Origin of the sequence: Aeromonas sp. 600282, from assembly GCF_049175755.1 — a bacterium.
In the GTDB taxonomy this organism is placed as follows: domain Bacteria; phylum Pseudomonadota; class Gammaproteobacteria; order Enterobacterales; family Aeromonadaceae; genus Aeromonas; species Aeromonas veronii_A.
The window spans coordinates 1-13,859 of record NZ_JAAKVR010000019.1 but is presented as its reverse complement, the minus strand read 5'-3'; the positions used below and the strand labels follow the sequence as shown (position 1 = coordinate 13,859).

Annotated in this window: 15 protein-coding genes and 1 tRNA gene; 10 read left to right on the top strand and 6 right to left on the bottom strand. The window is 59.6% G+C overall.

Features of this window, described 5'->3' with window-relative positions; translation table 11 throughout:
* The first annotated feature begins 131 nt into the window (after window positions 1-131).
* From G5137_RS16905 to djlA, 3 genes are read left to right on the top strand one after another with little or no spacing between them, the layout of a single operon-like run.
* The gene (locus tag G5137_RS16905) at window positions 132-1,142 is read left to right on the top strand and encodes an aminoglycoside phosphotransferase family protein (RefSeq protein WP_421255696.1); all 1,011 of its coding nucleotides are present in this window, start codon (window positions 132-134) and stop codon (window positions 1,140-1,142) included.
* The gene (gene murU / locus G5137_RS16900; RefSeq protein WP_421206013.1) at window positions 1,139-1,807 is read left to right on the top strand and encodes an N-acetylmuramate alpha-1-phosphate uridylyltransferase MurU; all 669 of its coding nucleotides are present in this window, start codon (window positions 1,139-1,141) and stop codon (window positions 1,805-1,807) included. Before G5137_RS16905 ends, murU begins: the two co-directional genes overlap by 4 nt.
* 19 nt (window positions 1,808-1,826) lie before the next feature.
* Window positions 1,827-2,660: a co-chaperone DjlA gene (djlA, locus tag G5137_RS16895; protein ID WP_421206012.1), complete on the top strand. Its 834-nt coding sequence runs from the start codon at window positions 1,827-1,829 to the stop codon at window positions 2,658-2,660.
* 81 nt (window positions 2,661-2,741) lie between these two features.
* Here the strand turns inward: djlA and G5137_RS16890 are convergent, their stop codons facing one another.
* Window positions 2,742-4,193, bottom strand: a complete 1,452-nt coding sequence (locus G5137_RS16890) for an aminoacyl-histidine dipeptidase (RefSeq protein WP_219594688.1) — start codon at window positions 4,191-4,193, stop codon at window positions 2,742-2,744.
* A 947-nt stretch (window positions 4,194-5,140) separates the two neighbouring features.
* Between G5137_RS16890 and gpt the strand changes: the two genes are divergently transcribed.
* The 5 genes from gpt (at window position 5,141) to G5137_RS16865 (ending at window position 10,037) form a co-directional block, all read left to right on the top strand.
* Complete coding sequence (gene gpt / locus G5137_RS16885; protein ID WP_005339007.1) at window positions 5,141-5,608, top strand: xanthine phosphoribosyltransferase; 468 nt, start codon at window positions 5,141-5,143, stop codon at window positions 5,606-5,608.
* Between the two features lie 172 nt (window positions 5,609-5,780).
* Window positions 5,781-7,049 carry an esterase FrsA gene (gene frsA / locus G5137_RS16880; protein ID WP_216952943.1) on the top strand — a complete coding sequence of 423 codons (1,269 nt, stop codon included), beginning with the start codon at window positions 5,781-5,783 and terminating at the stop codon, window positions 7,047-7,049.
* Window positions 7,050-7,108: 59 nt separating this feature from the next.
* The gene (crl, locus tag G5137_RS16875) at window positions 7,109-7,501 is read left to right on the top strand and encodes a sigma factor-binding protein Crl (protein WP_421255695.1); all 393 of its coding nucleotides are present in this window, start codon (window positions 7,109-7,111) and stop codon (window positions 7,499-7,501) included.
* Between the two features lie 144 nt (window positions 7,502-7,645).
* Window positions 7,646-8,749, top strand: a complete 1,104-nt coding sequence (gene proB, locus G5137_RS16870) for a glutamate 5-kinase (RefSeq protein WP_279497509.1) — start codon at window positions 7,646-7,648, stop codon at window positions 8,747-8,749.
* A gap of 34 nt (window positions 8,750-8,783) precedes the next feature.
* Window positions 8,784-10,037: a glutamate-5-semialdehyde dehydrogenase gene (locus G5137_RS16865; RefSeq protein WP_421205967.1), complete on the top strand. Its 1,254-nt coding sequence runs from the start codon at window positions 8,784-8,786 to the stop codon at window positions 10,035-10,037.
* An 86-nt stretch (window positions 10,038-10,123) separates the two neighbouring features.
* On the opposite strand, the gene G5137_RS16860 is transcribed toward G5137_RS16865, so the two are convergent.
* The 5 genes from G5137_RS16860 to rsgA are packed head-to-tail and all read right to left on the bottom strand — an operon-like array spanning window position 10,124 to window position 12,970.
* Window positions 10,124-10,513 carry a hypothetical protein gene (locus G5137_RS16860; RefSeq protein WP_216980189.1) on the bottom strand — a complete coding sequence of 130 codons (390 nt, stop codon included), beginning with the start codon at window positions 10,511-10,513 and terminating at the stop codon, window positions 10,124-10,126.
* Between the two features lie 2 nt (window positions 10,514-10,515).
* A complete protein-coding gene (locus G5137_RS16855) occupies window positions 10,516-10,779 on the bottom strand; it encodes a DUF2960 domain-containing protein (RefSeq protein ID WP_216980190.1) in 264 nt (87 codons plus the stop codon).
* Window positions 10,769-11,038 (bottom strand): VF530 family DNA-binding protein, encoded by a 270-nt coding sequence (locus G5137_RS16850; RefSeq protein WP_005349372.1) that lies wholly within the window; start codon window positions 11,036-11,038, stop codon window positions 10,769-10,771. The genes G5137_RS16855 and G5137_RS16850 overlap by 11 nt, the downstream gene beginning before the upstream one ends.
* A complete protein-coding gene (gene asd / locus G5137_RS16845) occupies window positions 11,035-11,907 on the bottom strand; it encodes an archaetidylserine decarboxylase (protein ID WP_064341070.1) in 873 nt (290 codons plus the stop codon). Before asd ends, G5137_RS16850 begins: the two co-directional genes overlap by 4 nt.
* 28 nt (window positions 11,908-11,935) lie before the next feature.
* Window positions 11,936-12,970 carry a small ribosomal subunit biogenesis GTPase RsgA gene (rsgA, locus tag G5137_RS16840; RefSeq protein ID WP_204356927.1) on the bottom strand — a complete coding sequence of 345 codons (1,035 nt, stop codon included), beginning with the start codon at window positions 12,968-12,970 and terminating at the stop codon, window positions 11,936-11,938.
* A gap of 91 nt (window positions 12,971-13,061) precedes the next feature.
* On the opposite strand from rsgA, the gene orn reads away from it, so the two are divergent.
* On the top strand, window positions 13,062-13,607 hold the full coding sequence (orn, locus tag G5137_RS16835) for an oligoribonuclease (protein ID WP_216980192.1): 546 nt from the start codon (window positions 13,062-13,064) through the stop codon (window positions 13,605-13,607).
* A 178-nt stretch (window positions 13,608-13,785) separates the two neighbouring features.
* A tRNA-Gly gene (locus G5137_RS16830) sits at window positions 13,786-13,858 on the top strand.
* Window position 13,859: the final 1 nt, after the last annotated feature.

Sequence of the window (13,859 nt, the reverse complement as noted above, 5' to 3'; positions counted from 1 at the left end):
GCATGCATTTTACGACAGGTTTCATCGAGTTGACATTGCATGTCATTGCTTTATGTTAGCCGGCAATGATAAAGCATTATTGCGGCCAGGGCTAACAGCCAAGTGCTGCTTTCCACCTTGGTCCTCTACTTATGCACGATCGCGATTCCCTGCTATTGCAGTGGGCACGCCGTATTTCCGGTGATGCCAATCTTCAGTTGACCCTCATTTCCGGTGATGCCAGCTTCCGTCGCTACTATCGCGGTGGTGGTCTGGTTTGGGTGGATGCCAATCCGAAAACCGAAAAAAATCATGAGTTTGTTCGTAACGCGGCGGCCATGCAGGCGCGTCAGCTGTTGGCGCCAGAGGTCAAGGCGGTGGACTACGAACAGGGTCTGCTGGCGGTGAGTGACCTGGGCGATACTCAGCTGATCAGCTGCCTGAACGAACACAACGTACTGGCCTGGTATGGCAAGGCGATTGATTTGCTGCCCCGCCTAGGGGCGGTTGAACTGGCGCTTGAACCCTTCGATGCGGCATTTATGGCGCGGGAGAACAGCATTTTCCCCGAGTGGCTGCTTGGCCATCATCTGCAACTGAGCCTGAGCCATGAAGAGCAGCAACTGCTGGACGAGACCTTCGCTTGCCTCACTGCCTGCAATCTGGCCCAGCCGCAGGGGGTGATGCATAGAGATTTCCACAGTCGCAACCTGATGGTATGTGGCGGAGATACCCCCGAGAGCAGCCGGCTGGCCATCATCGATTTTCAGGACATGGTGATCGGGCCCCTGAGCTATGACCTGGTCTCCCTGCTCAAAGATTGCTACGTGCGCTGGCCGGATGAGGTGATCGATGAAGGGATGCGCCACGGTTTTGCCACCCTGCAACAGGCGGGGCTGCTTGGTGAACTCGATTATGCCAGTTTCCGCCGTGGTGCCGACCTGACCGGCATGCAGCGCCACCTGAAAGCGGCGGGGATCTTCACCCGGCTCTATCATCGCGACGGCAAGTCCGGTTATCTCAAGGATATTCCCCGCACCCTCGGCTATGTGGTGGATGTCTGTCGCACTCACGGTGGCGCCTATCCGGTACTGGCCCGTTTTGGTCAGTGGCTGGAGCAGGTGGTGTTGCCAGGGATCGCCAACGCTGGAGTTAAACCATGAAAGCGATGATCCTGGCCGCTGGCCGTGGCGAGCGGATGCGCCCGCTGACCGACCTGTTGCCCAAGCCGCTGCTGGCGGTGGGGGGCAAACCGCTCATCGTCCACCATATCGAAAAGTTGAAGTCAGCTGGCGTGACCGAGCTGGTGATCAACCACGCCTGGCTCGGCCACAAGCTGGTCGAGAGCCTTGGTGATGGCAGTGCGCTTGGTGTGACCATCCACTGGTCGGCCGAGGAGAGCGCGCTGGAGACCGCGGGCGGCATCGTGCAGGCGCTGCCACTGCTGGGCTCTGAACCCTTTTTGGTGATCAACGGCGATACCTGGCTCGATCTCGATTATCGCACTCTGGTCAGCCAGCCCCTTGGCGATGACTTGGCCCACCTCTGGCTGGTGCCCAACCCGCCCCAACACCCGAGCGGGGACTTTGCCCTGCAAGGGGGGCGAGTCGTGGATACGCCAGCGTTTACCTTCAGCGGGGTCGGACTATATGATCCGGCGGCCTTTGCCGGTCTCGCGGGCGGTGCCCGCAAGCTGGCGCCCCTGCTCCGTGACTGGATGGCGCAAGGGCGGGTGGGCGGCAGCCTGCTCGCTGGCGAGTGGCGCGATATCGGCACGGTCGACCGTCTGCGCGAGCTGGATGACCAGCTCCAGGCCCGCACTCATTAACTTCAAGAGGTCTTGAACCATGCGTATTTGGGGTAAGGTGCTGGGCGCCTTCTTCGGTTTTCTGCTCGGCAATATCATCGGCGCCCTGATTGGCCTCTGGATCGGCCACCGTTTCGACCGTGGCATGGGGCTGCAGGGGGCGTTTCGTCGCGGCCCGAGTCAGGAACAGCAAGCCGTCTTCTTCCACGCCACCTTCTCGGTGATGGGTCATATCGCCAAGTCCAGCGGCCAGGTGACCGAACAGGAGATCCGGGTTGCCTCCAACCTGATGGATCGGATGCGATTGGTGGGGGAGCAGCGTGCCCGGGCACAGGAGTCGTTTCGTCTCGGTAAGGAGGCCGACTTCCCGCTACGCGAGACCCTGGCCGAGTTCCGCCGTGCCAGTCTGGGGCAGCGCGATATTCTGCGCTTCTTCCTCGAAGTGCAGTTGCAGGCGGCCTTTGCCGACGGGCGGGTGGAGGAGGGCGAGCGCGCCATTCTGCATACCATTGCCGACGAGCTGGGTTTCAGCCGCATCGAGTTGGCCCGTATTCTGGCGATGGCCGAAGCGCAGATGAACTTCTTCAATCAGGCTCATGGCCAGTATCAGGGGAGCCATTCCGGTGGCCAGCAGTATCGGCAGGCGGCACCCTCTGCGGATCGCCTCAAGAATGCCTACCAGTTGCTGGGGGTGAGCGAGAGCGACAGCGATCAGGATATCAAGCGCGCCTACCGCAAGGAGATGAGCAAGCATCACCCGGACAAGCTGGCCGCCAAAGGGTTGCCGCCGGAGATGATGGAGATGGCCAAGGAGAAGACCCAGGAGATCCAGCAAGCCTGGGAGTGGATCCGCGAGGCCCGCGGCATTCGGTAAGCGCCAACGTCGGGTTGGAATAGACAACAAAAAGCCCCGCAGCAGTGCGGGGCTTTGTTTTGCCGTGTGGCGCAGGCCGGGTTATTTGGCCGGAATCGCTTCCAGCACGTGCACCAGCAGTTGCCAGAAACGCTCGACTGCCGGGATATGTACCTTCTCGTCAGGGGAGTGGGCACCGCGGATGGTCGGGCCGAAGGAGACCATGTCCCACTCCGGATAGGCGCTCTTGAACAGACCGCACTCGAGGCCGGCGTGGATCACCATGACGTTGGGCATGGTGCCGAACAGGGTCTGGTAGCTGTTGCGAACCAGCGCCATGACAGGGGAGTCCACGTTCGGCGCCCAACCCGGGTAGGCACCGGTGAATTCGCAGCTGGCGCCTGCGAGGGTGAACAGGGAGCGGGTCATCTGCTCGATGCTCTCGCGGCCGGAGTCAATCAGGGAGCGGATCAGGCACTGGACGTACACTTCGCCATCCTGAGTCTTGATGACCCCCAGGTTGGTAGAGGTTTCGGTCACGCCGGGCATGGCATCGCTCATGCGCATCACGCCGTTCGGGCAGGCCATCAGGGCATCCAGCAGGCGCTGCTGCAGGGAGACGCTCATCAGCTTGGCCGGTTTGGCGGCGTTGTTGACCAGCACGGTCAGGTTCGGCTCGGTGGCGGCCAGTTCGGTCTGGTAGATCCCGGTGTAGCGGTCAACCAGCGCCTTGAACTCGTTTACGCTGACAGCAGGCACCAGCAGGGTGGCACGGGCTTCGCGCGGGATGGCGTTGCGCAGCGTGCCGCCGTGGATCTCGGCCAGACGAACACCCAGCGGCTCGGCTGCTTTGAGCAGACGCACCAGCAGCTTGTTGGCGTTGCCACGACCGCGATGGATATCGCAACCGGAGTGACCGCCACGCAGCCCTTTCACGGCCAGTTCGAACGCTTCGCCTTCGCTGGCATCAACCAGCTCGAGCGGGAAGCGGATATTGGCATCCACACCGCCAGCGCAGCCCATATAGACTTCGCCATCCTCTTCGGAGTCGGTGTTGAGCAGAATTTCGCCCTCCAGCCAGCCCGCTTCCAGACCGAAGGCGCCGGTCATACCGGTCTCTTCGTCTGTGGTCAGCAGCACTTCCAGCGGACCGTGCTTGATGGTCTTGTCAGCCAGTACGGCCAAGCAACCGGCCATGCCGATGCCGTTGTCGGCACCCAGAGTGGTGCCACGGGCCGTGACCCACTCGCCATCGACATAGGCATCGATGGGATCGGTCGCGAAGTCGTGTTTGGTGTCGGCGTTGGCCTGCGGCACCATGTCGATGTGGGCCTGCAGTACCACTGCTTTGCGATTTTCCATCCCCGGGGTGGCCGGTTTCTTGATGATGATGTTGCCGACCTTGTCCTGCTTGACCGCCAGACCTTCCCCTTGAGCCCATTGGATGATCCAGGCGCTCAGTTTGGCTTCATGTTTGGAAGGGTGGGGAATGGAGCAGATCTGTTCGAAGAAATGCCAAATCAGTTTGGGAGAGAGAGAGCTAAGCTGTGCCACGTCGGGACTCCTTACCAGCACGGAATTAACAGGGCCCCATCAGCGGGCCGGGGAAGAGGATAACGATAATACAGTCAATCACACAAAAATGTGAGCAATCAGCGCAAATCGCAGGCAGCTTGTGCTGGCTGATGGCAACCAGGCAGTACGATCGTCAGGTTCGGACGACGCTGATCGATAGAAAAGAAAATGTGTGACCTATCTCACAAAAATATTGAATTTTACGCACCGACTGGTAAATTAGCTCCCGTGGTTCGCCACCCGTCAGGATGACGATGAAAGCCTCCAGGGAACCGAAGCAAAGCAAGTGCGCCTCCATGGAACCGAGTGTTCGTTCAAGGATTTGAGCCCGCATTAAAGGTACGTAACTTGTTAAGCAATCAGGAGTTTCAATATGCCAGGCAGCAACTCAACCTATTGGTTTGCCCCCTCTTTGTATACCCAGGGTTTCAGCTACCCTAACCCCTTCGTCACACGTCGCTAAGACGAGCAGCCCAACCAGGCAGAGGCGAGAAAGCAGCAGGTGCGTGAGGTAAATCCTCCCCCTGCTATTTTTTTATCTGCGATTTGCCGCACAGTTCATTTGGACTCGGCAGCAGGGACGGCAGGTTAGTCGTTTGGCGCTCGAGATATGCCGAATGGAGAGGGTGATGCCGATTTTTCCTGTTTTTGGCATACGTTTGCCAGGCATTTTCTCTGCAAACGGTGCTATCATATCGGCCCAACAGCCTGTCCGCGGTTTGGACACATCATCTAACCGATCGCCGGATAAGCCCATCTTGCTTCCATTGTTATCAGATTTGCTGCCGAGGCTTAGCCCTGAGGCAGCCGAAGTGCAATCTGAATTCAGTCGGGCAAGGGCCGCCATTTACTGGCATCCGCAGGGAGAATTGCGGATGTTTTTATTTTAAGTGATTGTTTTTAAATAACTATTCGAGATCGATAACATGCCGAAAAAGTTCTATGTGTCGTGGGACAACCTGCAACGTGAAGCTCGCCGTCTGGCCCGTCGTCAGCTGCCTGTCAGCCAGTGGAAAGGTATCATCGCGGTCAGCCGTGGTGGTCTGGTGCCCGCAGCCCTGATGGCCCGTGAACTTGGCATTCGTAATGTGGAAACCCTCTGCATCTCCAGCTATGACCACGACAGCCAGCGCGAGTTGGTAGTCGTTAAAGCTGCCACCACCGCCGGTGACGGCGAAGGCTGGCTGGTGGTGGAAGATCTGGTAGACACCGGCACTACCGCCAAGGCGATCCGCGAGCTCTACCCGAAAGCCAAGTTCATCGCGATCTTCGCCAAGCCGATGGGCGAAGCGCTGCTGGACGATTTCGAAGTGGCAATCCCGCAGGATACCTGGATTGAACAGCCGTGGGATATGGCGCTGGAGTTCGCCACACCGATCTGCGACGAAAAGTAACGGGATCGGGATGTGACGTTCAGAGCGTCAATTGGCCGCACGCGGCAAGAATGGTTTCACAGGGCTCCTTGATGGAGCCCCTGTTTTTTGTGTATCAATCTGTTGCAGGGTGGCTGATGGGCAGTAAAAGTGGTTAAGATGAGCTATTGCCTGATATGAATGGGACACAATCTTGGACTTGAACGACGACCTCAATCTGACCGAAAAGCTGTTTACCCGGGTCAAGAAGGTGCTGGAAACTTCCGAGATCTCCAACTCCAGCCCGGCGGACATTGCCGAAGCAGAGTCAGACGAGATGTTTATCGACGGCTCCATGTCAAAGAGCTGGTATCGCCTGCTGCGCCGCCCCTCCTGGGCCTGGCAGGGGGCCGACCCGGTCGAGGTTGAGCAGACTCTGGCCCGCATCGCCATGGCGACCGGTGAACGCACCCATGACTGCTATCTCGATACCATCAAGGGCTATGTGCCTGGCAACTGGATCTATGAGTGGAGCCAGGTGGCTGGTAACTACTTCAAGCTTGGGCGCGAACTGCGTGAGCAGGGGGATGCAGCTGGCGCCTTGAAACAGCTGCTCAAGGCGGTGCGCTACTATTCCATCGCCAGCTACCCCCATCTCAAGGATGATGAACTGGCGGATCAGGCCCAGCTGCTTGGCAATATGGCCTATCGCGAGGCGGGCCGGTTGTTCAAGGTGCCGCTCAAAGAGATCCAGGTGCCCTTTCGCGGCAAGCATATTCAGGGTTATCTCCACCTGCCGACCACCGACAAACCGGTGCCTCTGGTGATCATCAGCGGGGGGATCGACTCTCTGCAGCTCGATTTCCTCAACTTCTATCTCAAGCGACTCGAGCCCAACGGCATCGGTATGCTCTCCCTCGACATGCCGGGCATCGGCTATGCCGAGCATTGGCCATTGGTACAGGATACCAGCCGCCTTCATCAGGCTGTGCTGCACTATCTCTCCGAAGTGGCCTGGGTCGATCATCAGCGTATCGCTATGGTCGGTATGCGATTGGCAGGCAATGTGGCGGCACGTCTGGCCTTTATCGAGCCATTCAAGCTCAAAACCGTGGTCTGTGTCGGGGCCGGGGTCAATCAGGTGTTTACCAATCAGGAGTTGTTTGCCAAGTGCCCGCGCATGATGCGGGACAGCCTGGCCAACCGGTTGGGCGCTGATGCGGCTCATTGGGATACCATGCGTACCAAGTGTCAGGTATTTTCACTGAAAACGCAGGGATTACTGGGGACTCGCACCTCTGTGCCGATATTGAGTATTGGACACAAACGAGATTTCATCTGTCCCGAGCAGGATGTACGGGCATTGGCGGCGGCCAGTCGTAACGGCAAGGCCATCGTCTTCGACAAGCAGCCCTTGCTTGAGGTGTATGACAAGGCGCTGGACGAAATCGTCGAGTGGCTGAAACAGCATCTATGTATCTGATGCGCTGAAGGACTGACGCCATCCCGAGGTGGCGCGGCTTGTTTAACAGGGAGGTTAACATGTCTGAAAGAGTGACCTACAAGCGACTGCTGAGACAGTTTGCTGCCATTGGCCCCTATTTGCGTGAGGATCTCTGTGAAGAGGGGCGTTACCGTTTCGACAGTTTTTCCGTTTGTGTCAGTGCCAAACCGGCGCCAGACAAGCGGGAGTTCTGGGGTTGGTGGCTGGTGCTGGAGCAGGAGGATCATCTGTTCCGCTACCATTACCAGTTCGGATTGTACAATGCCGATGGCGAGTGGCTCGACAAGCCGATCCCCAAGAAGCACCAGGTCGAGGTGGAACGGACCCTCAACCGTTTCTACAAATTGATCAGTGACAAACTGGCCTCGCTCGAGTGTCAGCTAGTGCCTGCCGAACAGGTGACCAACGAGTTGAGTGTAACGGCTGCCTGAGCCTCTGATGCCCTGCGAGAGGTTGTGACGAGCTCGCAGGGAGACTCTTGCCCCATCCTTTCATCACCCTTTATGGAATTGCCTTGCAGGGCCCCATGGCCGTGGGTATAAAGATATTCCTTATTTTTTAGCCTTTATGCTCCCATGGAAAACAGAACCATAGTCGTCAAGTTGGGCACCAGCGTGCTCACAGGGGGGTCTTCCCAGCTCAATCGTGCCCATATGGTCGAGCTGGTCAGACAGTGTGCGGCCTTGCACCGTCACGGCCATCGGGTCGTGGTTGTCACATCAGGAGCTATCGCCGCCGGGCGTGAACATCTGGGTCACCCGCCACTGGCGCCAACCCTTCCCAACAAGCAGATGCTGGCGGCGGTTGGTCAGACCCAGCTTATTCGGGTATGGCAGGATCTGTTCAACCTCTACGGTCTGCATATCGGCCAGATGCTGCTGACCCGCGCCGATCTGGAAGATCGGGAGCGCTACCTCAACGCCCGCGACACCATGCGCACCTTGCTCGATCACCGCATTATTCCGGTCATCAACGAAAACGATGCGGTGGCGACCGCCGAGATCAAGGTCGGCGACAACGACAACCTCTCCGCACGGGCCGCCATTCTAGCGGATGCGGATCTGCTGATCCTGCTGACAGACCAGAAGGGGCTCTTTACCGCCGATCCGCGCACCAATCCCGATGCCCAGCTTATTGAAGAGGTGCAGACCATCGACGATACCTTGCGATCGCTGGCGGGTGACAGTGTCAGCGGCCTTGGCACCGGCGGCATGGCTACCAAGCTGCAGGCCGCCGATGTGGCCCGTCGAGCTGGTGTCAACGTGGTGATCGCGACCGGCCAGATGCCGGAGGTGATTGGCCGTCTTGCCAAGGGTGAGCGGATTGGCACCCTGTTTCCCGCGCTGGCGTCCCCGCTGGAAGGACGCAAGAGCTGGATCCTGGCAGGCCCACCTCCTCACGGCGAAGTGCATGTGGATCCGGGCGCAGTGGCCGCCATGAAGGAGAAAGGCTCCAGCTTGCTGCCCAAGGGGATTGTGGCAGTCAAGGGCGATTTCATTCGGGGCGATGTGGTGCGTATTCTTGATCCCAAAGGCGCCGAGTTGGCGCGCGGTATCTGCCGTTACGACCATCTGGAGCTGGATAAACTGCGCGGCGTCCACTCGGATCAGATTGAGCAGGTACTGGGCTATGGATATGGTTCAGTAGCCATCCATCGAGACGATATGGTGCTGCTCTAATCAGGGCGGCACAGCATGAACAAAGGGAAATGAGATGAGTCTGGAGAAAATGGGGCAGGCGGCCCGAGAAGCCGCCTATCAGCTGGCTACCATCAGCACGGCGCAGAAGAATCGGGCACTGGCCGCCATCGCCGACGAGCTGGAAGCGCGCAGTGAGCAGGTCCTCGCCGCCAACGCGAAAGATATCGCCGCCGGCCGTGAAGCGGGCTTGTCAGAGGCGATGCTGGATCGCCTGCTGCTCAATCCGGCCCGGCTAGCCGGTATCGTGGCAGATGTGCGCAAGGTGATCACGCTGGACGATCCGGTCGGCGCCGAAATGGATAGCCGGGTGCTGGAAAATGGCCTGCGTCTCTCCCGTCGTCGGGTGCCCATCGGGGTTATCGGCGTCATCTACGAGGCGCGCCCCAACGTCACCATCGACATCGCCAGCCTCTGCCTCAAGACCGGTAACGCCAGCATACTGCGCGGCGGGCGCGAGACCTTCCACTCCAATCTGGAACTGGTGCGGGTGATCCAGCATGCCTTGGCGGCCTCCGGTCTGCCCGAGGCGGCGGTGCAGTACATCGACAACCCGGATCGGGCGCTGGTCGGCGAGCTGCTGCGCCTCGACCGCTATGTAGACATGATCATCCCCCGCGGTGGCGCCGGCCTGCACAAGATGTGCAAGGAGAACAGCTCCATCCCGGTCATCATCGGCGGGTTTGGCATCAGCCACATCTTCGTCGACGAGAGCGCCGATCTGGTGCGCTCTCTGGCGGTTATCGACAACGCCAAGGTGCAGCGCCCCTCCGCCTGCAACGCCCTCGATACCCTGCTGGTACACGAGAAGGTGGCAGCCACCTTCCTGCCGCAACTGGTGACGCTGATGAACGAGCGCAAGGTGACGCTGGTGGCCGCGGCCAACGCCATGACGCTGCTGGCGGGTGCCGACAACCTGTGCGAGGCGGGGCCGGAGGATTTCGATACCGAGTGGCTGGGGCTGACCCTGGGGGTCAAGCTGGTGGCGGATGTGAACGAGGCGCTGGCCCATATGCGCGAGCACAACGCCGGCCACTCCGATGCCATCCTGACCAACGATCTGGCCAACGCCGAGCGTTTCGTCAACGGGGCCGGTTCGGCGGCTGTCTACGTCAACGCCTCGACCCGTTTCACCGATGGTGGCCAGTTTGGGCTGGGGGCCGAGGTGGCGGTCTCGACCCAGATGCTGCACGCTCGTGGCCCCATGGGGCTGACCGAGCTCACCAGCTACAAGTGGGTGGGGCAGGCCGATTACCTTAGCCGCGCCTGATAACAGTCTGTTTCACATACAAAAATGCCGACCACTTGGGTCGGCATTTTATTTGGCGGATATCGGGAAGATATCAGGCGTTCGGGTTACTCCCCCTGATAGAGCACCTTGTCACCGGATTTGAGCACATAGCCCTTCCAGGGGAAGAGGGTGTAGCCGCTACCCTGCCACGACCAGTTGCCTTCCATGCCCTGACGGGCAAGCTGGTGCTGCTCGCCAGTGGGCAGGGTGAGCTCGGCCTTGCTCTGATCGGTGTTGAACAGCACGAACGCGCTGCTGGTCTGGCCGGCATCGGTCGGATTGAGCCGGATACCCTCTTCAAACAGGCGCACACATTTGCCAGTCAGCGCCGACCACTGATAGCCCGCACTGCCGATACAGCCGTGGCTGTCGCGATCGCTGCCCACCAGATGTTGTTCCGGTGTACTGCATGCCGCCAGCAGCAGAGAGGCGGCCATCAGAATCAAGGTTCGCATGGTTACTCCTGATCCTCTTCGAGATTGTCCCGTTCGATGACGATGTTGGAGAATCCCAACTCTTTGAAGTAGTTCTCCTGGTAATCCTTCACGCTTTTCTTGTCACGGCGACATACCTGAGCCAGCTGGGCCTCCATGGCGTGGAAACTGGAGAGATCCAGCCCTTCGGCTGCGGCGATGGCGTCGTAGATGCTGCGGAACTTGTCGTTGGCATAGCCGAGCTCTTTGGCCTGTTTTTTATAGGTGTACGTAATCTTAAAGGCCATCTTGCCCTTCCTTCTTCGATTTGGCTTGCTTGCGCTGGACGTAGAGGTAGAGGCTTTCGACCTTCTCCCGAGCCCAGGGGGTCTTGCGCAAGAACTTCAGGCTGGACTTGATGCTGGGATTATCGGTGAAGCAGCGGATATTGATCTGCTGCCCCAGCTCTTCCCAGCCATAGTGCTCGACCAGCGCGGTGACGATGGCCTCCAGCGTCAGCCCGTGCAGCGGGTTGTTCTTCTGCGAGGCGTTCGGTTGCTCGCTCATGCCTGCTCCGCCAGCTTGGCAAAGGGCTGACCCATGCGGGTGGTGACCCCGTTGGCCAGATGGGGCTCGAAACCGGCCAGCATGCCCGGGCCAAACAGGCAGACCACGGTGCTGCCCAGCTTGAACAGCCCCATCTCGGCGCCTTTTTGCAGGGTGATGGCCTCGTCGCCGGTGTAGTCCCAGCGCACCACCTTCTTCTCTTTGGTCGGCGCAATGTTGCCGGCCCAGATGGTTTCGATGCTGGCCACGATAGTGGCACCGACCAGCACCAGCGCCATGGGGCCGTGCGGAGTGCGGAAGGTGGCGACCACCCGCTCGTTGCGGGCAAACAGGTTGGGCACGTTCTCGGCGGTGAGCGGGTTGACGGAGAAGAGATCCCCCGGCACGAACACCATGCTCTCCAGTACGCCGTCCAGCGGCATGTGGATGCGGTGATAATCCTTGGGCGCCAGGTAGATGGTGGCGAAGTCGCCATCCTTGAACGGTGCCACCAGATCCTCATAACCGCCCAGCAGCTCGCGGGCGCTGTAGTCGTGGCCCTTGGCCTGAATGATGCGACCCTGCTGGATGGGGCCGAGCTGGCTGACGGTACCATCCACCGGCAGCGCCAGAGTCATGGCATCTTCTACCACGGGGCGGATTCCGGGCTTGAGCTCGCGGGTGAAGAACTCGTTGAAGCTCTTGTAGTGGGCCGGGCTCTCGTGCAGCGCCTCGCTCATGTCGACCTTGTACTGCTTGATAAAAGCCTCGATCACTTTGGTGGTGATGTTGCCCGCTTCGGCAGCGGCAAATTTGCCGATCAGACGGGAGAGGGCGTGCTTGGGCAGACAGTATTGACCGGCAATTTTCAGGTTGTCAGTAATGCTCATGTTCATCATCAACGTAGGTTTATTAGGGTCACAGGCGCGCCTGTTGGCGACCGTGACGGGCTTCCTGCATGGTTTCCAGGATGCGGTGATAGTTGTGGAAGCGATCAGCGCTGATGGCGCCCGCGTCGACCGCGGCGCGCAGGGCACAGCCGGGATCGTCCTTGTGGGTACAGTCGCGGAACTTGCAGCCACCCAGATAGTCGCGGAATTCGACGAAGCACCAGGTGATGCGGTCGGCCTCCAGATGCCAGAGGGCGAACTCGCGGATCCCGGGGGAGTCGATGAGATCGCCACCGCTCGGGAAGTGGTAGAGCCGCGCCGTGGTGGTGGTGTGCTGGCCGAGCCCCGAGTTCTCGGAGATCTCGCCGGTGAGCACATCCAGCCCCGGCATCAGGGCATTGGTGAGGGACGACTTGCCGACCCCGGACTGGCCGACGAAGATGCTGATCTTGTCGGTCAGTGCGGCTTTCAGCTCATCGAGCCCTTCGCCGCTCTCGCAGCTCACCAGCAGCACTTCGTAATTGAGTTTGCGATAGGTTTCGAGCTGGCTCTCGATGCGCGCTCTGGCGGCATCATCGAGCATGTCGACCTTGTTCAGCACGATGAGGGGGCGGATCTCCACATCCTCGGCGGCCACCAGATAGCGGTCGACGATGTTGGTGGAGAACTCGGGCATCACCGCCGAGACGATGATGATCTGGTCGATGTTGGCGGCGATGGGTTTGACCCCGTCGTAGAAGTCCGGCCGGGTCAGTACCGAGTGGCGCGGATGCACCGCCTCGATGACGCCCGCTGTCGCGGCATTGAGGCCGGGACGCCACACCACCTTGTCGCCACAGACCAGACTGCTGATGCTGCTGCGCCGCAGGTTGCTGCGGTGGATGGTGCCATCGCTCGCTTCCACGTCCGCGTGTTGACCGAAACGGCTGATCACCACCCCTTCGATGGCCGGGCCAAACAGGGTGTCATCCACCTCTGTGGTGTGCTCTTTTTGCAGCCGACGCTCGCGGTTGGCCTGGACGCGTCTTTGTTGACCCAGATTGAGTTTTGCTTTCTTTGCCACTCGATTCGCCAGTTTATGAACAGATCCAAAGCCAGTATGATACATGCAAATTGGCAAAATTCCGCCATTCCTCCCAACAGAGAGAGTAATCATGACAGTCAGCGCGCAGAACCTGGTATGGATCGACATGGAGATGACGGGCCTCGACCCCGAAGAGAACGTGGTACTGGAGATTGCCACCATCGTCACCGACAAGGACCTGAACGTGCTGGCCGAAGGGCCGGTCATCGCCATTCACCAGAGCGACGAAGAGCTGGCCAAGATGGACGAGTGGAACGTCAACACCCATACCAACAGTGGTCTGGTGGCCCGGGTCAAGGCGAGCCAGCATGACGAGGCGAAAGCCGTTGCCGAGACCCTCGCGTTCATTCGCCAGTGGGTGCCGGAGCGCACCAGCCCGCTGTGCGGCAACAGCATCGGTCAGGATCGCCGCTTCATGGTCAAGCACATGGCTGATCTGGAAGCCTTCTTCCACTACCGCAACGTCGACGTCAGCACCATCAAGGAGCTGGTACGCCGCTGGCAGCCGGAGTTGCTGGATCAGTTCAAGAAGAGCGGCACCCACCAGGCGCTGGACGACATCCGCGAATCCATCGCCGAGCTGCAGTTCTATCGCAGCCACGTCTTCAAGATCTGATTCCCCGGCAAGGGTTTGTCATGCGCTGGCTGCTAAAATCGACAGTTCGGCCAGCTTTTGAGCGAACGCGCGCAACCAGACAAAAAAGCCCTTGCAATTGGAATGACTGCTCTTATAATTCGGCTCCCGTACAGTAGCGCAAGCAACCAAATGCTGTACGGCCTGTTTTAAGGTAGTTGCGGGAATAGCTCAGTTGGTAGAGCACGACCTTGCCAAGGTCGGGGTCGCGAGTTCGAGTCTCGTTTCCCGCTC

Bases quoted from the DNA above. Each gene is read 5' to 3' on its own strand.
- G5137_RS16905 (WP_421255696.1), top strand. From the start codon at position 132: ATGCACGATCGCGATTCCCTGCTATTGCAGTGGGCACGCCGTATTTCC.
- murU (WP_421206013.1), top strand. From the start codon at position 1,139: ATGAAAGCGATGATCCTGGCCGCTGGCCGTGGCGAGCGGATGCGCCCG.
- djlA (WP_421206012.1), top strand. From the start codon at position 1,827: ATGCGTATTTGGGGTAAGGTGCTGGGCGCCTTCTTCGGTTTTCTGCTC.
- gpt (WP_005339007.1), top strand. From the start codon at position 5,141: ATGCCGAAAAAGTTCTATGTGTCGTGGGACAACCTGCAACGTGAAGCT.
- crl (WP_421255695.1), top strand. From the start codon at position 7,109: ATGTCTGAAAGAGTGACCTACAAGCGACTGCTGAGACAGTTTGCTGCC.
- proB (WP_279497509.1), top strand. From the start codon at position 7,646: ATGGAAAACAGAACCATAGTCGTCAAGTTGGGCACCAGCGTGCTCACA.
- G5137_RS16865 (WP_421205967.1), top strand. From the start codon at position 8,784: ATGAGTCTGGAGAAAATGGGGCAGGCGGCCCGAGAAGCCGCCTATCAG.
- G5137_RS16860 (WP_216980189.1), bottom strand. From the start codon at position 10,513: ATGCGAACCTTGATTCTGATGGCCGCCTCTCTGCTGCTGGCGGCATGC.
- G5137_RS16855 (WP_216980190.1), bottom strand. From the start codon at position 10,779: ATGGCCTTTAAGATTACGTACACCTATAAAAAACAGGCCAAAGAGCTC.
- G5137_RS16850 (WP_005349372.1), bottom strand. From the start codon at position 11,038: ATGAGCGAGCAACCGAACGCCTCGCAGAAGAACAACCCGCTGCACGGG.
- asd (WP_064341070.1), bottom strand. From the start codon at position 11,907: ATGAGCATTACTGACAACCTGAAAATTGCCGGTCAATACTGTCTGCCC.
- orn (WP_216980192.1), top strand. From the start codon at position 13,062: ATGACAGTCAGCGCGCAGAACCTGGTATGGATCGACATGGAGATGACG.